Here is an 18,729-nt window from a genome sequence, read left to right on the forward strand (position 1 = left end):
GGCCGGATGACCTATATGCAACAAATATCGTTTTTGGCTTAATGTATACGAACATTCATATGCATAGGCCGCCATGCCTGCTGCCACGCCCTGGTTCGTCCGTGCTCGCCTGAAGACCCGGCAGTTGATGCTGCTGCTGGCGATCGAGGAGGAAGGCAACATCCACCGCGCCGCCGAGACCTTGAACATGTCGCAGCCGGCCGCGTCCAAGCTGCTCAAGGACCTGGAGGACATGCTGGCGGTGCCGCTGTTCGAGCGCCTGCCGCGCGGCATGCGCCCGACCTGGTACGGCGAGGCGATGATCCGCCACGCGCGCATCGCCCTGTCCAGCCTGGGCGAGGCCGGCGCCGAGATCGAGGCGTTGAAGGCCGGCTACTTCGGCAGCGTCAGCGTCGGCGCCATCGCCGGACCGGCGATGACCCTGCTGCCGGCCGCGCTGGCCCAGGTCACCGAACAGCATCCGCTGCTGCGCGTGGCCTTGCGCGTGGACGGCAGCGACGTGCTGCTGGAGCAGCTGGCGCAGAACAGGCTCGACATCGTGGTGGCGCGGCTGTTCGCGCGCCACGACAAGCGCAACCTGCACTACCAGGCGCTGGCCGAGGAAGAGGTCTGCGCGATCGCCCGCCCCGGCCACCCGATCCTGGCCATGCCTCAGCTGGCGCTGCCCGACCTGGCCGCGGCCGGCTGGATCGTGCCGCCGGACGGCAGCGTGCTGCGCCACCGCTTCGAACTGATGTTCCAGAACGCCGGGCTGGAGCCGCCCAAGCGGGTGGTGGAGACCTCGGCGCTGGTGGTGCTGCCGCAGTTGCTGCGCCAGGGCGACTACCTGGCGGTGGTACCGATGGACGTGGCCCGGCATTTCGCCGACCACGGCAGCGTGGCGATCGTGCCGGTGGACCTGTCGTGCCGGATGGACGCGTTCGGCATCATCACCCGCACCGACTGGCTGCTGTCGCCGGGCGCGCGGATCATGCTGCAGGCGCTGCAGGCCGCGGCCGGGCCGGTGTACGGCTACGTCGCGCCGGCCGAGGACGCAGTGGCGCCGGCCGACGCGCAAACCGAAGGCTGATGTCGGGGCCGAAGCCCCTCCTACAGCGCACACCGCAAGCCCCTGTAGGAGCGGCTTCAGCCGCGACAGAACCCTGCCGCGGAGCGCACGTATTGCCAATGCCTCAGGGTTGAAGCCCGCCGCACAACCCACCCTCCAGCCAACCGCGCCCTCCTGTGGGAGCGACTTCAGTCGCGACGAGCGAAGCCCGCAATCGCGGCCATCTCCGTCATCGGTCGGCAGCCGAAACCCTTCCCCATGTCAGCGGCGCACCAGCCCCTCAGGTCCACCCCGCATCCACCACGAACTCCTGCGCCGTGATCGCACGCGACTCGTCCGAGGCCAGGAACAGCGCCATGCGCGCGATGTCCTCGGGCATCACCTTGTCCGGCAGGCACTGGTTGCGCGCCAGTTCGCGCTCGCCGGCCTCGTCCAGCCACAGCGTGACCTGGCGTTCGGTCATCACCCAGCCCGGAGTCAGCACGTTGACCCGGATCCGCGCCGCGCCCAGTTCGCGCGCCAGGCCGCGGGTCAGTCCGTTCACCGACGACTTGGCGGTGGCGTAGACCGGATAGCCGCCGGTCTTGGTCTGCCAGCCGGTGGAGCCGAGGTTGACGATCGAACCGCCACCGAGCCGCTTCATGCCCGGCACCGCCGCCTGGATCGCGAAGAACGCGGCGCGCTGGTTGATCGCCACGCAGCGCTCCCAGTACGCCGGGGTCACCGCGTCCAGCGCGTGGCGGTCGTCGCTGCCGACGTTGTTGAGCAGCACGTGGAAATCGCCCAGTTCGGCCGCCGCCTCGCCGATCGCCGCCTGCAGCGCGGCCACGTCGGTGACGTCGCAGCGGCGCCACCACGGCTTGGCCAGGCCGGCCGCGGCCAGGCGCTCGGCCAGCGCCGCGCTGGCCTCGGCGGCCACATCGACGAAGGCCACCTGCGCGCCCTGCCCGGCGAAGGCCTCGACCAGGGCCGCGCCGATGCCCGAGCCGCCGCCGGTGATGAAGACGCGGCGTCCGTGCAGGCTGCCGTAGGTTGCGTTGCCGGTGCCGGGAGACGCCGCGCTTGCCGTGTTGTCCATGCCGTTTCGCTCTAGGTGGATAGGATTTCGATATATGAAAACAAATATCCATAGTCAGTTATTTGTTATTTTTCATGTATCAATATGCCCGCTAGCATCGCCGACGTAAAGCACCCCGGGCGACGCCGTGCAGGCACCGATCCGGGCCGATCAGGTCTCGAGGATTCGCCAGCATGGGCTCACCCACCAAACCGGTCCGCCGCAGCCAGGCGTGGTTCGGTCGCGAAGGCAAGCAGGGGTTCTACTACCGCAGCTGGCTCAAGAGCGCGGGCCACCCGCACGACATGTTCGACGGGCGCCCGGTGATCGGCATCTGCAACACCTGGTCGGAACTGACCCCGTGCAACGGCCACCTGCGCGAGCTGGCCGAGCACGTCAAACGCGGCGTCTACGAGGCCGGCGGCTTCCCGCTGGAGTTCCCGGTGATGTCGCTGGGCGAGACGCAGATGCTGCCCACCGCGATGCTGTTCCGCAATCTGGCCAGCATGGACGTGGAGGAATCGATCCGCGCCAATCCGCTGGACGGGGTGGTGCTGCTGATGGGCTGCGACAAGACCACCCCGTCGCTGCTGATGGGCGCGGCCAGCGTGGACCTGCCGACCATCGGCCTGTCCGGCGGCCCGTCGCTGTCCGGCAATTGGCGCGGGCAGCCGCTGGGCTCGGGCACCGGGGTGATCCAGATGTCGGAGATGGTTCGCGCCGGCACCCTGAGCCAGGACGAGTTCGTCGAGGCCGAGGCCTGCATGCAGCGCTCCAAGGGCAGCTGCATGACCATGGGCACCGCCTCGACCATGGCCAGCATGGTCGAAGCGCTGGGCATCTCGCTGCCGGAGAACGCGGCGATCCCGGCGGTGGATTCGCGCCGCGCGCGGCTGGCGCGGCTCACTGGCCGGCGCATCGTGCAGATGGTCGAGGAAGACCTGCGCATATCGAAAGTGCTGACCCGCTCCGCGTTCGCGAATGCGATCAAGGTCAACGCGGCGATCGGCGGCTCGACCAATGCGGTGATCCACCTGCTGGCCATCGCCGGGCGCCTGGGCGTGCCGCTGAGCCTGGACGATTGGGACCAGCTGGGTTCGCGGCTGCCGTGCTTGGTCAACCTGAAACCGTCCGGCCAGTATCTGATGGAAGATTTCTACTACGCCGGCGGATTGCCGGCGGTGATGCGCGAACTCGGCGCCGAACTGGACCTGGATGCGCTCACCGTCAACGGCCGCACCCTCGGCGAGAACGTGGCCGACGCGCCGTGCTGGAACCGCGAGGTGATCCATGCGCTGGACACGCCGTTCCGCGAACAGGCCGGCATCGCCGTGCTGCGCGGCAACCTGGCCCCGGACGGCGCAGTGATCAAGCCGTCCGCCGCCTCGCCGCACCTGCTGCGGCACCGCGGCCGCGCGGTGGTGTTCGAGAGCATCGAGGACATGAAGGCGCGTATCGACGACGAGGCGCTGGACATCGACGCCGACTGCATCATGGTGCTGAAGAACTGCGGCCCACGCGGCTACCCGGGCATGGCCGAGGTCGGCAACATGCCGCTGCCGCCGAAGCTGCTGCGCGCCGGCGTCACCGACATGGTGCGCATCTCCGATGCGCGCATGAGCGGCACCGCCTACGGCACCGTGGTCCTGCACGCCTCGCCGGAGGCCGCCACCGGCGGCACCCTGGCGCTGGTGCGCGACGGCGACATCATCGAACTGGACGTGCCGGGGCGCTCGCTGCACCTGGAGGTCAGCGACGAGGAACTGCTGCGCCGGCGCAGCGAATGGACCCCGCTGCCGACGCCGCTGCGCGGCTGGAGCAAGCTGTACGTGGAGCACGTGCAGCAGGCGCATCTGGGCGCGGACCTGGATTTCCTGGTCGGCGGCAGCGGCGCCGACGTGGCGCGCGATTCGCACTAACGCGTCGCCTCGGCGCGGTTGCCGCCGACGGCGTCTCGCGCCGATGCGCTCGCAGCCGACGCGGTGTTGTGGGAGCGACTTCAGTCGCGACGGGCCTTACTGGTAGAGCCCGTCGCGACTGAAGTCGCTCCCACAAATCCATGCAGCCGGCCGCATGCAACCAAGGCGCCCTGCACGCTCCCGTCACCGAAACGTCATCCGCAGCCTCTAGCCTGCGCCGCAACCAAGGGGCAAGGCAGGTCGGTGGCGGCACATCCCAAGCGCGCGTGGGCGCGCATGTTCGCGGAACACGGTCCGGTGCTGCGCGGCTTCTTCGTGCGCCGCGGCGCCAACGAGGACGCCGAGGACATGGTGCAGGAAACCTACCTGCGCCTGCTGCGCGCGCACCAGCACCAGGGCGAGGCGATCGCCAATCCCGAGGCCTACCTGTACACGGTGGCGCTGAACCTGGCGCGCGAACAGGCCGCGCGGCGCAAGCAGGCGCCGCTGCGCATCGACGAGATGGAGCAGTTCTCGCAATTGCTGGCCGCAGGGGACGACGTGGAAGACACGGCACAGCGACAGCAGCGGCAACAGCGCCTGCAGGCCTTGCTGGCCGGCCTGCCCGACCGCACCCGCGCGGTGCTGGTGATGCAGTACCGCGACGGCCTGAGCTACAAGCAGATCGCCGAACGCATGGGCGTGTCCGCGCACATGGTCAAGAAGCACGTGGTACGCGGACTGTCGGCGTGCCGGCGGGCGCTGGCCGACAGCGGAGAAAGCTGGTGAGCGAGGCCGCCTTTCCTGCGCGCAACGCGACCGCCGAAGCCGCGCACTGGCATGCCCTGCAGCGCATGCAGGCGCTGGACGCCACGCAGCAGGCGCAACTGCTGGACTGGCTGACCGCTTCGCCGTTGCATCTGCGCGAATACATGGCGGTGCTGCGCGTGGCCGGCGAACTGGGCGCGGCGCTGCGCGGCATGGACCTGGACGTGGACGCGCTGCTCGCTGCCGACCGCAGCGCAGACACCGATGCGGCGCCGCGCAACGTGATCGCGCTGCCGCTGCCGCCGCGTGCACCGCGACCGGTCGCGCCGCCGTCCAGCGTCGCCGAAACAGACCGGCGTACGCGCCTGCGCGGCTGGGGCATGGGCCTGGCCGCGGCACTGTGCGGCGTGGCGGTGCTCGCCGGCTGGGCCTGGCCGCGCACCGCGACCTACAGCACCGCGCACGGCGAGCAGCGCAGCGTGCAGCTGGCCGATCGCAGCACCGTGCATCTCAATGCGCAAAGCACGCTGCGCGCGACGATGACGCCGTGGAGCCGGCGCCTGCAGCTGCTGCAGGGCCAGGCCAGCTTCGTGGTCGCGCCGGATCGGCGCCCGCTGCAGGTGCTGGCAGGCGCGCTACGGATCGAGGACATCGGCACCACCTTCGATGTCACCCTGTACCGGCAGCAAGCGCGCATCGACGTCACCGAGGGCCACGTGCACGTGTGGCACGCCGGTCGCCCGCGACAGCCGATGCTGGCCGATCTCGGCGCCGGGCAGAGCGCGCGCATCGACGATGCCAGCGGCCGGGTCCAGCTGGCCAGCGAAGACGTCGCCGCGATGCATGCCTGGTGGCAGCGCCGCATCGTGTTCCGCGACGAGCCGCTGGCCAACGTGGCCGAGGATTTCAACCGGCTCAACCGCACCCACCTGCTGATCGACGATGCCGCTGCCGGCGCGATGCGCTTGACCGGCAACCTGCGCGGCGACGACATTGCCTCGCTGCGCGCGTTCCTCGCCGACCAGCCGACGCTGCGCGTCACCGCCACTGCCGACGCGATCCGCGTCGGCAGCCGTGCGGCGCCGCGACCGGGCGCGCACTAACGCTTCATCGGCGCCGAGCGCAGCGGTCACCGCATACATGCATGGCGGGGCGTTGCGCCATCGCGCGCGCCGCTGCAGCCGCGACACCGCGGCCGGAACGCGCCACGCATTCCTCCCGGCGCGCACCACATCGCGACGATGTTGCCGACCACGCCGAGGCTGGTGCCGCCGTGGCCGCGCACGCCGTCGATGGCCAGCTGCGCGAGGTCGGCGGGCAGCACGGCGGCCTGCAGCAGTTCGGCGCGCGCGCCCACCAACGCAAGCGGCAAACGACACGCGAAGCAAACCACCGCCCGCCCTCGCCTCCCCGCACGTGTCACAGAAAATTCATCGAAAACCGGTGCCCGATCGTCGCTGTCGATCCTCGTAGTCCAGGCACAACGCAGCATTGCGCCCCTCGCGGCGGCGTTGCGCCCCACCTTCCGCTCCCACTGGACAACGACGATGCGCCGCACCCTGTTCCTTTCCGTCGCCCTCGCCCTGCATGCCGGCGCCGCCGGCGCCCAGACCACGCCCATCGCGGTCGATGCGATTCCCGCACAGCCATTGGCGCGCGCGCTCAACACCTTGTCGCGGCAGAGCGGATTGCAGTTCGTCTATGCCGCAGGCATCGCCGGCAACCCGCAGACCCGCGGCACCAGCGCCGGCGCCACGCCGGAGCAGGCCCTGCAACAACTGCTCGACGGCACCGGCCTGCGCTACCGCTATCTCAATCCGACCACGGTGACGATCGAAGCGGCGAGCGCGGCGGGCGACGCAGCGCGGGCGGTCCCGGCCGCGAGCGCGACCGCGATGCCGGCCGCCGCGCCCACGGCGGACGCACCGGTGAAGGAACTGGACCGCATCCAGGTGCTCGGCAGCTACGCCGGCAGCCTCAGCGCCGCGCTGCGCGAGAAGCGCTACGCCGACAGCGTGGTCGACGTGATCGCCGCCGAGGACATCGGCAAGCTGCCGGCGCAGAACGTGGCCGAAGCGCTGCAGCGCGTGCCCGGCGTGTCGATCGTGCGCGACCGCGGCGAAGGTGTGTACGTGCGCGTGCGCGGTCTGGGTCCGAACTTCCAGGTGACCACGCTCAACGGCCAGACCATGGCGGTCAACGAGAACGTGCGCACCTCCGGGCAGACCGGGCGCCAGTTCCGCTACGACACGCTGCCGGCCGAACTGGTATCCGGCCTGGAGGTGATCAAGAGCCCCACCGCCGACCTGGACGAAGGCGCGATCGGCGGCATCGTCAACGTGCGCACGTTTCGTCCGCTGGAACTGGGCAAGACTCTGACCAATGTATCGCTGGAATCGAGCCAGGCGCAGCGCACCCACGCCAACGATCCGCGCGTGTCCGGCCTGTTCAACTGGGTCAACGCCGACGGCAGCTTCGGCATGCTGATCTCCGGCGCCTACGCGCAGCGCAGCCTGCGCCAGGACCGGGTCAACGAAGTCAGCTGGGACTACTACCCCAACGGTGTGCCGGGCGCAGCGGGCGCCTATTACGCGCCGACCGGTCTGCGCCCGACGCTGGAACTGGAGCAACGCGAGCGCACCGGCGTGGCCGCCTCGCTGCAGTGGAAACCGAGCGCGGCGTGGGAGACCAACCTGGACCTGCTCTACGCCAAGCAGACCGTGCACTACGACGAATACAGCCTGGGCGTGGGCTTCGACAGCCTGGCCAAGATGAGCAATATCCGCGTCGAGCACGGCGGCATCACCGGTTTCGACTACCGCAACGGCCAGGTGCAGATCTCGCGCGAGACCTCCGGCATCACCGACGACAACCGCAGCGCGCGTCTGTCCAGCACCTGGAGCGGCGATCGCTGGACGCTGGGCGCGGTGGCGTTCCACTCGCAGGCGCACAGCTACGATTCGGACCCGATCCGGCGTACCCGCCTGCGCAGCGGCACCACCCTGTCGATGCACGTGGACATGCCGCAGGCCGACGACGACAACGTGCCGAACTGGAGCTTCAGCAACGGCTTCGATCCGAGCAACCCGGCCACCGTGGCCGGGCGCCGCCTGGAATGGCGCGAGATCGATGCGCGCGACAAGGAAGACGCGCTGCAGTTCGACGCCAAGCGCGCGCTCGACGGCGACTTCTTCCGCGACCTCAAGGTCGGCGCCAAGTACCGCCAGCGCTCGCGCAGCTACGACCGCGCCGACCTGTTGCTCAACAGCATCGCCGGCGTGCGCTTCCCGGCCGGCAACTTCACCGCGCTGCCGGTGGACGACATGCTCGCCGACGCCAACGGCAGCCTGCCGCGGCAATGGCTGGCGCCGATCGAATCCACCTTCTGGGGCAACTGGCCGACTGCAACCGACCTGGCCAACACGCCCAACAGCGCCGACCTGCAGAACTCCTACGAAGTGAAGGAAAAGATCGGCTCGGCCTATGCGATGGCCGATTTCGGCAGCACACTGGCCGGACGCGAGGTGCGCGGCAATCTCGGCGTGCGCCTGGTGCGCACCGAACAGACCACCGATGGCCACGCCGACGTCGACGGCAGCGCGCAGCCGGTGCATTTCGAGCGCAGCTACAGCAACGTGCTGCCCTCGTTCAACGCCGCCTGGGACGTGCGCGACGACATGGTGCTGCGCAGCTCCGCGGCCAAGGTCATCACCCGCCCCGACCTCACCGACCTGTCGTCCAAGCTCACCTTCAACTCCAGCGGCGAGATCCTCACCGCCAGCGGCGGCAATCCCGGGCTCAGGCCGTTCGAGGCGTGGCAGTACGACCTGACCTTCGAGTGGTACATCGACGGCACCTCTGCACTGACCGGCGGCGTGTTCTACAAGGACATCTCCAGCTTCATCCAGACCCGGATGTCGAACCTGGTCTACCAGGGCCAGACCTATCTGCTGTCGTCCAAGACCAACGGCAGCGAGGCCAAGGTCAAGGGCGCGGAGGTGGCCTACCAGCAGGTGTTCGCCGGCCTGCCGGCGCCGCTGGATGGCCTGGGCATGCAGCTCAACTACACCTGGACCGACAGCGAAGCCACCTACCGCGACGGCACCCGCACCTTCACCGACAGCCTGGAAGGCGTGGCCAGGAACACCTACAACGCGGTGCTGTTCTACGAGAAGGGACCGCTGATGGCGCGGGTCAGCTACAGCTGGAGCGACGACATCCTCAACGCGGTCGGCACCGCCAACGTCGCCACGCTCAACAGCGACAGGTTCGGCAGCCTGGACGCGAACGTGGCCTGGAAGGTCAACGACACCCTGTCGCTGTTCGTCAACGCGATCAACCTCACCGGCGAAGTGCAGCGCCAGTACGTCGGCGACCATCTGTTCGGCGGCTACACCGACTACGGCCGCACCTGGTCGGTCGGCCTGCGCGCGCGTTTCTGAGCCGCGTCGGCGCGGTCGCCGCCATCGAGCGGCACCGCGCGCGATGGCGACAGCGCCCACTGCGGCGCTGTCCGCCAGACCTTCTTCACCGAGCGGTGCAGCAGCCGGCGGCATCTCGCGCCTTGCTTGCGCACCGCCGCTTCCGGAACATGCTCATGCCTTCGATTCCTCGCCTCGCCGCCGCCCTGCTCGTCCTCGCCCTGCTGCCGTTCGCCACGGTGCACGCCGCAACCGCAGCAGCGTCGGACATCCTGGAAAAGGTGCTGATCCTCAAACGCCACGGGGTGCGCTCGGCGATGTCCAGCCCGGAACAGCTGGGCCGCTATTCGGCGCGCCCATGGCCGCGTTTCGGCGTGCCGGCCGGTGACCTGACCGAGAACGGCGCGCGCCTGGAAGCGCTGTTCGGCGCCTACTACCGCGCGCTCTATGCGCCGCAGGGACTGTTCGCCGGCGATGCCTGCGCCGGCGCCTACTACTGGGCCAATCGCACCCAGCGTACCATCGCTTCGGCGCGCGCATTGGCGAGCACGCTGACACCGGGTTGCGCGAACGCGGTGCACAGCGTCGCCGACGGCGCCTCCGATCCGCTGTTCGACGGCGCGCCGGCCTTGCGCACCCCCGCCGCGCTCGCGTTGATGCGCGCGGCCATCGCCGGCCGCATCGGCGGCGACGCCGCGGCCTGGAATGCGGCGCAGCGCGATGCGATCGACACGCTGCAGCAACTGCTGTTGCAGTGCGCACAGCGGCCGTGCCCGGCCGACACAGACGCCGGCAAGCAGCGCCTGGACGCGGTGGCCGCACGAATGGGCGACAGCGAAGACGGCATTCCCGGCATCGAAGGCCCGGCGGCGGCGGCCTCCGGCATCAGCGAAAGCCTGCTGATGGGCTGGGCCGATGGACAGGACTTCGCCGTACTGGGTTGGCAAGGCCTGGACGAGGCCAGCCTGCTGCGTGCATTCGCCCCGCACCAGGCCGAGTTCGCGTTGCGGCTGCGCGCGCCGGCGGTGGCGCGCATGGCCAGTTCGCCGCTGGCCGCACGCGTGCTGGCCACGCTGCAACAAGGCAGCGATGGCACCGCGCATCCGGCAGCGATCGGCAGCGACGCGCCGCTGGTGGTGCTATCCGGACACGACGGCACGCTGACCCTGCTGGCCGGCATGCTCGATCTGCACTGGCAATTGCCCGGCTACCAGCCCGACCAGACCGTGCCCGGCGGCGCACTGGTGTTCGAACGCTGGCGCCGCGCCGACGGGCAACGCGTGATCCGCCTGCGCTACACCGCGCAGAGCCTGGCGCAGCTGCGCGAACAACGTGCGTTGACGCTGCAGGCGCCGCCACTCTCCTCGCCGGTGTTCATTCCCGGCTGCAGCAGCGCCACCCCGGACTACGACTGTGCGCTGCCGACCCTGGCGGCGCTGTTCGGCAGCGCGATCGACCCGCAATTCCTCGGCGAATGACGCCATGCCGCCGGCGCTCGGCCGGCGACGTGGCTGCATCGGCGCGTCCGGCGCCGCTGGCGCATCCCGCGCCGCTTCCCTGGCTACCGTGCCAGCCGCTGTTTCCCACCACCGCAAGAGGCGATTCATGATCCAGCATCTACGTACCCTCGTGAGCTTCGGCATCGGAGCGAGCCTGGCCTGTGCCGGCGTGGCGCACGCGCAATCGGACACCGGCGTGCTCGACGTCCTCAGCTACAACGTCGCCGGGCTGCCCGAGGGCATTTCCAGCAGCAACCCATCCGCCAACACCGCGCAACTGGCGCCGAAACTGGCGCCGTACGGCCTGGTCCACGTGCAGGAGGACTTCAACTACCACGCCACCCTGTACGCCGGCGACGCGCATCCCTACCGCACCGCCACCAGCGGCGGCGCCGCCATCGGCGACGGCCTCAACACGCTGAGCAACTATCCCTTCAGCGACTTCACCCGGGTCAAGTGGAACCAGTGCAACGGCACCGACTGCCTGACCCCGAAGGGCTTCAGCTACATGCGCGTGCGCCTGGCCGATGGCGTGCTGCTGGACGTGTACAACGCCCATCCCAACGCCGGCACCGAAACCGGCGACCTGTCCGCGCGCCGCGCCAACATCGGCCAGCTCTCGCAGTTCATCCAGACCTGGTCGGCCGGCAACGCGGTACTGGTGATGATGGATTCCAACACCCGCTATACCCGCGCCGACGACAACATCCGCGACCTGGTCGCGGCCAACGGCCTGACCGATCCGTGGGTGGAACTGGTCAAGGGCAGCGCACCGGCCGCCGGCGCCGAACCGCTGCTGTGCGGCACGCCGCCGACCAATGCCTGCGAGGTGGTCGACAAAATCCTGTACCGCGATGCGCCGCAGCTGACCCTGGTCGCCAACCGCTACCAGCTCGATCCCGGCAACTTCTACGACAGCGCCGGCAAGCCGCTGTCCGACCATTACCCGCTGTACGCGCAGTTCGGCTGGGCGGTCGGCAGCGACGTGCGCACCAGCGACCAGTTCGGCGGCCCGCACGGCACGCCGTTCAACGATCTGGCCGACAGCGCCAGCGCACGCCCGCTCAGCGGGGTGACCCTGCGCGGCGCCGAGCGCGTGGACAGCGTCGGCGCGATCCTGGACACCGGCAAGCTGCTCGCGCACGGCGGCACCGGCGGTCAGGCGACCACCCTGTCGCTGGGTGCCAACGAAACGCTGACCTCGGCCACCGTCAGCGTCGGCAAGTACAACGACACCACCCGCGTGTTCTCGCTGAGCCTTCGCACCAGCAGCGGCCGCAGCGTGCAGGTGGGCAAGCCGACCAGCGAGAGCTATATGCTGACCGCGCCCAGCGGCTGGCACATCGCCGGCTTCACCGGCCGCGCCGGCGACGAGATCGACAAGCTCGGCGTGGTGTACCGGAAGAACTGACGCGCCGCGGCAGATCGTCCATGTTCGCGCATACGCGCATAAACGAGACCGGCGCTCGCAACAGCGAGCGCCGTTTCACTATGCGGATTGTCTCTGCGCCGCATATGCGGCCGGCATGCCGGCAACGCCGATGCGTCGCTGCGCGCGCATTCGTTCCATTGCTACGCCCCGGATCGGGGTGCCGCCATTTCCAGCTTCGATGCCGGCATCACCGCACGTCGCGCGTGCGCGCCAATACATCGGCAGCGGCCAGGTCGCGGGACCCGGCCGCTGCGGGATCGAGCCGCAGATCAGGCCTGCTTCGGATCCGGACCGTAGGCGTTGGCGCCCCTGGTGCCTTCCATGAACATGAAGACCAGGATCACCACGCCGCCCAACCAGGGGATCAGCCCAAGCAGCACGTACCAGCCGGACTTGCCCTGATCGTGGAAACGGCGCACCTGCACCGCGATCGACGGCACCAGCACGGCGAGCGAATACAGGCCCAGCAGCACCACCGCCACCAGCGACAGCGCACCGGTGCCGTTCTGGCCGCCGACGCCGCCGCCGATCGCCATCAACATCATCAGCACGGTGATCACGATGATGTTCAACAGCGTGAACATCCAGTACTCCTTGCGCCGCGAACGCCCGGAAAAATCCGCGTAGCGCTTGAGCGGCATCAACATCCATTCCATTGTGTTTCCTTTTTTTTAGAACCGCTGCCTCACTGCAGCGGGCGGCATGGTGGCATAAACGCCGCCGCAGGAAAACGCTCGCGGTTACTCGCTCGCCGCCTCCAGCGCCTGCGACAGGCGCTCCACCGCGATCACTTCCATGCCCTTGACCACGCCGGTCTTGGGCGCATTGGCCTTGGGCACGATGGCGCGCTTGAAGCCGTGCGTGGCCGCCTCACGCAGCCGGTCCTCGCCGTTGGGCACCGGGCGGATCTCGCCGGACAGCCCGACCTCGCCGAAGGCGATGGTCTTCTCCGCCAGCGGCCTGTCGCGCAGCGAGGACAGCACCGCCAGCAGCACCGGCAGGTCGGCCGCGGTTTCCTGCACGCGGATGCCGCCGACCACGTTGACGAACACGTCCTGGTCGCCGACCAGGATGCCGCCGTGCCGGTGCAGCACCGCCAGCAGCATCGCCAGGCGGTTCTGCTCCAGGCCCACCGCCACCCGCCGCGGATTGGACAGCGGCGAGGCATCGACCAGCGCCTGCACTTCCACCATCAGCGGCCGCGTGCCTTCGCGGGTCACCATCACGCAGCTGCCGGGCTGGTTGGCGCTGCTGCCGGACAGGAAGATCGCCGACGGGTTGGAGACTTCCTTCAGCCCCTTCTCGCCCATCGCGAACACGCCCAGCTCATTGACCGCGCCGAAGCGGTTCTTGAACGCGCGCAGCAGGCGGAAGCGGCTGCCGCTTTCGCCCTCGAAATACAGCACCGCATCGACCATGTGCTCGAGCACGCGTGGCCCGGCGATCCCGCCTTCCTTGGTCACGTGGCCGACCAGGAACACCGCGGTGCCGGTTTCCTTGGCGTAACGCACCAGCCGCGCCGCGCTCTCGCGCACCTGGCTGACCGAACCGGGCGCGGCGGTCAGCGACTCGGTCCATAGCGTCTGCACCGAATCGGCCACGATCAGCCTGGGCTGCGCCGCGCTGGCCTGCTGCAGGATCTGCTCGACGCCGGTCTCGGCCAACGCGTTGAGGCCGTCCAGCGGCAGATCCAGGCGTACCGCGCGACCGGCGACCTGGGCCAGCGATTCCTCGCCGGTCACGTACAGCACCGGCAGCGTACTGGCCATCTTCGCCAGCGCCTGCAGCAGCAGCGTCGACTTGCCGATGCCCGGGTCGCCGCCGATCAGCACCACCGCGCCTTCGGCCAGGCCGCCGCCGAGCACGCGGTCGAACTCGCCGATGCCGGTGGACACGCGCGCCTGGTCGCGATGCTCCACGTCCTTGAGCGCGGTGATCTTCGGCGCCTCGGTCTTGCCGGCCCAGCCGCTGCGCCGCGCCGCGGCCGGCGCCTTCGCCGCCGACGCGCTTTCCAGCACGATCTCGCTCAGCGAATTCCACGCCCCGCACTCGGTGCACTGGCCCTGCCATTTGTTGTATTCGGCGCCGCATTCGCCGCAGACATAGGCCGTTTTCGCTTTCGCCATCTCGCTCTTGCCCGCTCACAGAATGCGCCAGCATAGTGGCTGCCGGTCTCAGGGTGCGCGACGGAATGCAGAAAAGCCGCAGCGGCCGAGGCTGCCGCTGCGGTCAGGGGCGCGATGTTTCCTCTACCGCATGCGCCTCCTGTAGGAGCGGCTTCAGCCGCGACGCGCGTTACCGATAGTGTCTGTCGCGGCTGAAGCCGCTCCTACAAAAGCGGTGCGCGCGCAGCCGCCGCCGAGGCCTGCCGCTCAACGCGCCTTGTACAGCTCGCTCAAGCGGTCCGGCTTGCCGGCGATGCGCTCCAGGTGCGGATACTGCAGGCCGCCGTGGTAGGCGATGCGCAGCGTGTCGTAGCGGTTGCCGCGCTTGACCAGCAGCTCGATCGGCGCGGTGCCGCCCTTGGCCGCGGTGATCGCCTCCTTGATCGTGTCGGCGCTGTACTCGCGGCCGTTGACCGCGACCACGCTGTTGCCGGCAATGATGCCGGCATCGAACGCAGGGCCGTCCCACAGCACGTCCTGCACGATGCCCTTGTCGTCCAGGCTCAGGCCCAGCGAATAGGTCAGGCCGACGCCCTTCTTGGTCGCCTCGTAGGTCTTGATCGCCTCGTTCGGCTGGTCGCTGTAGACCAGCTTCCAGCCGCTGGCCTCGATGCCGCCGACCAGCGAATCGTGACCATCGACGCGGCTGCGCAGGAACGTCGCCCAGTCGTACCTGGCCACGCCATCGAGGGTGGCGACGATGTCATCGAAGGTATACGGATTCACGCCCCACGCGCCGTCGTGCATGCCGAAGAAGGCCTTGGCGAAATCGTCGATCGAACGCTTGTTGCCGCTGAGCTCGCGTAGCTTGGCGTCCACTTCCAGCCACATCATCTGCCCGCCGGAATAGTAGTCCTCGCTCATCTGGTAGCTGCGGTAGGCGCGCGGCCGGCGCATCGACATGGTCGGATCGTTGGTGGTGTCCTGCAGCGCGCGCCAGGCCAGGCCGGGGCGGCCGCGCTGGTAGGTGGCGGCGACGTCGGCGAGCATGTCGCGCGCCTGGCTCTGCGTCCACAGGCCGGAACGCGCGGACAGCACTTCGCCCCAGAACTGGGTCTGGCCTTCGTACAGCCACAGCAGGCTGTCGCCCATCGGCACGTTGAAGTTCGGCGTGGCCAGGTCGGCGCCGCGGCGGTACTTGCCGTTCCAGGAATGGTTGAACTCGTGCGCGAGCAGGTCGCGCCGGTCCCAGCTCTTGTCCCACTCGGTGAAATAATTGAGCGGGCCGCTGTTCTCGCTGGAGCGGTGATGCTCCAGGCCGATGCCGCCGAGCTTTTCGGTCAGCGCCAGCAGGAATTCGTAGTGGTCGAAATGGCGCGCGCCGTACAGCTTGTCCATCTGCTGCACCAGCGCCGCGTGCGCCTTGATCTGCTCGGGCTTGGCCTCCAACGACTTGGCCTCGTCGGCGAACACGTTCAGGTACACCGGCGCCTTGCCGCTGGCATCCAGCGCGATGCGCTTGTAGTACTTGCCGGCGAACATCGGCGAATCGACCAGGTCGTCGAAGTCGATCGGCTTGAACGTCACCGTGTCGCCGGCGCGGCCGGCGGTCTCCAACGCGGTGGCGTAGCTCCAGCCCGGCGGCAGGGTCACGCTGGCCTGCGCCTTGATGTTGCGCGCGTAAAAGCCGGCCGGGTACAGCGCGGTGGTGTTCCACTGCAGGTTGAGCATTTCCGGGGTCATCATCACCCGGCCCTGGCCGTCGCCCTGCGAGGACAGGAACTGGTATTCGGCGACGATCTCGCTGGCGCCCTGCGGCACGTCGACCTTGAACGCGTACACGTCGAACTGGTCGCGCTTCCACGGCAGCACCTGGCCGTTGGCCTTGATCACCAGTCCCGCCAGCTTGTCGATCGGCCCGGTCGGCGAATGGTTGCCGGGGATCCACTGCGGATACAACAGGGTCATCGGACCCGGCGTGGCCGGGATGGTGGTGCGCACGCGGAAGATGCGGTGCGCCAGGTCGGTGGCATCGACATCGATCTTCAGGGTGCCGGCGAACGGCACGTCCTGCGGCGGCGCGGTCTGCGCCGAGGCCTGGAAGGCGGCGGTGGCGGCCAGCAGCAACGGCGCCATCCAGGCGGTGGACTTGGTCATGGGATCTCCAGTGGGCACAACGGACGGACAACCCCTGATCCTATGCCGGCCATCGCCTGGCGTTCCATGCCATTGGTCATGCTCGGTGCCGATCGCTTGCCGCCGCGCCGGCTCACGCGCCGCGGCGCGATGCCTCGCGGCGCATGGCGGTAAGCGCAGATCGTCCGCCCCCATGCGCGCGCGGCGCAAGCGAACACGCCGACGCCATCTCACCGCAAAGGCGGAGCGCGCGCTTCAATACGCACAGGAAAGCGCCCCGAGAAGCTCTCGAACAGGTGGCGATCGACGGCCAGGCGCTGTCGGAACTCCGCGGTGGCGGTCATCCCGAAGCCGATTTCATCGGCCTGCCCCGCCTCGAGTCCGGTAAAGATGGCGTCGCAGAACGCGTCCAGGTCCGCGCCATGGGTCACGCCGGCGGCCATCAGACCGGTCCGGACGGCGGGCGGGATGATCTCCACGACCCTGACCGGCGTCCCGGAAAGCGCGAACCTGAGGTTGGTCGTGTAGCTGTGGAGCGCGGCCTTGCACGCGCTGTAGACCGGCGCGAATGACTGCGGAACGAAGCCGCCGCCGGACGACACATTGGCGATGAGTCCTGGCCGGCCATGTGCGAGCAGCATCGGAATCAGCAGGTGGTTCAGATGCACCGGGGCGGCGAACAGAATGTCGATTTCGCGCTGACGCTCGGGCCAGGGCGCCTGCTCGTCGGCGAGCGCGATCCGGCGCTGGATGCCGGCGTTGTTGACGATCACGCGCAGCCCGGGAAGCTGCGCCTGCAGATGCTGCGCAAGTGCCTCCCGTTCTTCGGGAATGCCGATGTCGTTGACCAGGGTCTTCAGCCCCGGCGCGGCCGCCGCGGCACGTTCGAGCTTGCCTGCATCGCGGCCGGTGACCAGGACCTGTGCGCCCGCGGCCAGGAAGCGCCTGGCCAGGCCGAGCCCGATGCCGTCGCTTCCGCCGGTAATCAGTACATCTGCAGCGTCGAACGTCGTTCCGGGCATCGCCATCGCCTCCAGGAGATCAGGGCCTGCGCCGCGACTCGAACGGCCACGGCCTTGGTTGTCACATCAACCAAACGTACGCCGCTCAGGTTGCCACGTCAACCAAATCCACCTATGGTCGCCGGATGAAACACGCGCAGCTTTCCAAACGCGAACTGGCGCTCTGGCATGCGTTCAAGCAGATGGGCCAGGCAGTGATGGCGGCGGTCGAAAAGGATCTGGCCGACCACGCCGAGCTGACCGGCAGCGACTTCGGCGTGCTGTCGCGGCTGGTGGACCTGGGCAAGGGCGAGCTGCGCCAGCAGGCGCTCGCCGATTCCATGGGATGGCACAAGAGCCGGCTATCGCATCAGCTCACGCGCATGCAGGAGCGCGGCCTCGTAGGCCGCCGTGAAACGGAGCCGCGGGTGGTGACCGTCACCATCACCGCGCTCGGGCGCGACAGGCTGGGCGCGGCACGGCCGGTGCATGCGGCATCGGTCAGGAAACGGTTGCTCGATCGCCTCACCGCCGAGCAGGCGGATCTGCTCCTGGCGCTGTCGGTAACGCTCGCGGGCGAGCGGAGCTGACGCGCAACCGCGCATCGAGCGCGATCGCACTTTATGAGCACCCGACCGGCTGCGCCAGTTCGGCGCCGCCCCACTGCGCCGGCACGCGAGCAACGTCTCGATCCCTCCTGCGTGCCGCTCGCCGCCCAGCCACCTGCGTTGAAGCGGTCACCGCGAGCGCCTATGCTCGGGCCACCCACACCGCAGGGAATCCATCGCCATGCCGAGCTGCCGCCTGTTTGCGATCGTCGTCCTCGGCATGGCGCTTGCGCCGGCCGGGCTTCATGCCCAGGCCAAGGGCCATGTCACCGGCGTCGGCGGCATCTTCGTCAAGAGCGACCACCCGAAAGCCTTGATGACGTGGTACCGCGACGTCCTGGGAATCCGCATCGAACCCTGGGGCGGCGCGGCGTTGCCCTACGACGCCCCTGGGCATCCGCCGGTGCTGGCGTTGAACGCGTTCGCCCGCGACAGCGACTACATGGCGCCGTCGAAACGGGAGTTCATGCTCAATTTCGCGGTGGACGACCTCGACGCTGTCCTCAAGAAGGTGGAGGCCAGCGGCGTGGCGGTGCTCAAGCGCGACGACGACGATCCCAGCGGGAGATTCGCCTGGATCGTCGATCCGGACGGCACCAAGATCGAACTGTGGCAGCCGAAGGCGGAAGCATCGCCCTAGCGCGCGGACTGCATCGGCGCGTTGTCGGCGCCGACAGCGTGCCGGCGCGCCTGCCACCACGCCCATACGTCGCCGCCGCATGCGCCCTGAACGAACGAGGCCGCCCGAAGGCAGCC

The 18,729-nt window shown here is 69.1% G+C and carries 15 protein-coding genes; 9 read left to right on the plus strand and 6 right to left on the minus strand.

The window, feature by feature from the left end:
- Positions 1 to 73 precede the first annotated feature (73 nt).
- Positions 74 to 1,069, plus strand: coding sequence for a LysR substrate-binding domain-containing protein (locus AB3X08_RS15300; protein WP_369933628.1), 996 nt, complete (start codon positions 74 to 76; stop codon positions 1,067 to 1,069).
- A 259-nt stretch (positions 1,070 to 1,328) separates the two neighbouring features.
- On the opposite strand, the gene AB3X08_RS15305 is transcribed toward AB3X08_RS15300, so the two are convergent.
- Complete coding sequence (locus AB3X08_RS15305; RefSeq protein ID WP_369933630.1) at positions 1,329 to 2,126, minus strand: SDR family NAD(P)-dependent oxidoreductase; 798 nt, start codon at positions 2,124 to 2,126, stop codon at positions 1,329 to 1,331.
- A gap of 173 nt (positions 2,127 to 2,299) precedes the next feature.
- Between AB3X08_RS15305 and AB3X08_RS15310 the strand changes: the two genes are divergently transcribed.
- From AB3X08_RS15310 to AB3X08_RS15320, 3 genes are all read left to right on the plus strand, one after another.
- Positions 2,300 to 4,024, plus strand: a complete 1,725-nt coding sequence (locus AB3X08_RS15310) for an IlvD/Edd family dehydratase (RefSeq protein WP_369933632.1) — start codon at positions 2,300 to 2,302, stop codon at positions 4,022 to 4,024.
- A gap of 243 nt (positions 4,025 to 4,267) precedes the next feature.
- Positions 4,268 to 4,792, plus strand: coding sequence for an RNA polymerase sigma factor (locus AB3X08_RS15315; RefSeq protein WP_184411448.1), 525 nt, complete (start codon positions 4,268 to 4,270; stop codon positions 4,790 to 4,792).
- A 65-nt stretch (positions 4,793 to 4,857) separates the two neighbouring features.
- Complete coding sequence (locus tag AB3X08_RS15320; RefSeq protein ID WP_369938546.1) at positions 4,858 to 5,874, plus strand: FecR family protein; 1,017 nt, start codon at positions 4,858 to 4,860, stop codon at positions 5,872 to 5,874.
- A 26-nt stretch (positions 5,875 to 5,900) separates the two neighbouring features.
- Here AB3X08_RS15320 and AB3X08_RS15325 read toward each other — a convergent pair whose 3' ends face one another.
- Entirely contained in the window at positions 5,901 to 6,128 is a 228-nt protein-coding gene (locus AB3X08_RS15325; protein ID WP_369974716.1) for a hypothetical protein, read from the minus strand.
- A gap of 190 nt (positions 6,129 to 6,318) precedes the next feature.
- Between AB3X08_RS15325 and AB3X08_RS15330 the strand changes: the two genes are divergently transcribed.
- The 3 genes from AB3X08_RS15330 (at position 6,319) to AB3X08_RS15340 (ending at position 12,102) form a co-directional block, all read left to right on the plus strand.
- Complete coding sequence (locus tag AB3X08_RS15330) at positions 6,319 to 9,213, plus strand: TonB-dependent receptor (protein ID WP_369933634.1); 2,895 nt, start codon at positions 6,319 to 6,321, stop codon at positions 9,211 to 9,213.
- Between the two features lie 155 nt (positions 9,214 to 9,368).
- Positions 9,369 to 10,670, plus strand: a complete 1,302-nt coding sequence (locus tag AB3X08_RS15335) for a histidine-type phosphatase (protein ID WP_369933635.1) — start codon at positions 9,369 to 9,371, stop codon at positions 10,668 to 10,670.
- Between the two features lie 127 nt (positions 10,671 to 10,797).
- Complete coding sequence (locus AB3X08_RS15340) at positions 10,798 to 12,102, plus strand: jacalin-like lectin (protein WP_369933637.1); 1,305 nt, start codon at positions 10,798 to 10,800, stop codon at positions 12,100 to 12,102.
- Between the two features lie 290 nt (positions 12,103 to 12,392).
- Here AB3X08_RS15340 and AB3X08_RS15345 read toward each other — a convergent pair whose 3' ends face one another.
- The 4 genes from AB3X08_RS15345 to AB3X08_RS15360 form a co-directional block, all read right to left on the minus strand.
- Entirely contained in the window at positions 12,393 to 12,779 is a 387-nt protein-coding gene (locus AB3X08_RS15345; protein WP_369933638.1) for a DUF805 domain-containing protein, read from the minus strand.
- An 84-nt stretch (positions 12,780 to 12,863) separates the two neighbouring features.
- Positions 12,864 to 14,249 (minus strand): DNA repair protein RadA, encoded by a 1,386-nt coding sequence (radA, locus tag AB3X08_RS15350; RefSeq protein WP_369933640.1) that lies wholly within the window; start codon positions 14,247 to 14,249, stop codon positions 12,864 to 12,866.
- 246 nt (positions 14,250 to 14,495) lie between these two features.
- Complete coding sequence (locus tag AB3X08_RS15355; RefSeq protein WP_369933642.1) at positions 14,496 to 16,385, minus strand: M61 family metallopeptidase; 1,890 nt, start codon at positions 16,383 to 16,385, stop codon at positions 14,496 to 14,498.
- Positions 16,386 to 16,594: 209 nt separating this feature from the next.
- The gene (locus tag AB3X08_RS15360; RefSeq protein WP_369933643.1) at positions 16,595 to 17,386 is read right to left on the minus strand and encodes an SDR family oxidoreductase; all 792 of its coding nucleotides are present in this window, start codon (positions 17,384 to 17,386) and stop codon (positions 16,595 to 16,597) included.
- A gap of 125 nt (positions 17,387 to 17,511) precedes the next feature.
- Between AB3X08_RS15360 and AB3X08_RS15365 the strand changes: the two genes are divergently transcribed.
- Positions 17,512 to 17,955: a MarR family winged helix-turn-helix transcriptional regulator gene (locus tag AB3X08_RS15365; protein ID WP_369933645.1), complete on the plus strand. Its 444-nt coding sequence runs from the start codon at positions 17,512 to 17,514 to the stop codon at positions 17,953 to 17,955.
- A 199-nt stretch (positions 17,956 to 18,154) separates the two neighbouring features.
- A complete protein-coding gene (locus AB3X08_RS15370; RefSeq protein ID WP_369933647.1) occupies positions 18,155 to 18,613 on the plus strand; it encodes a VOC family protein in 459 nt (152 codons plus the stop codon).
- Positions 18,614 to 18,729: the final 116 nt, after the last annotated feature.

The organism is Xanthomonas sp. DAR 34887 (assembly GCF_041245805.1).
GTDB classification, from domain to species: Bacteria; Pseudomonadota; Gammaproteobacteria; order Xanthomonadales; family Xanthomonadaceae; genus Xanthomonas_A; species Xanthomonas_A tesorieronis.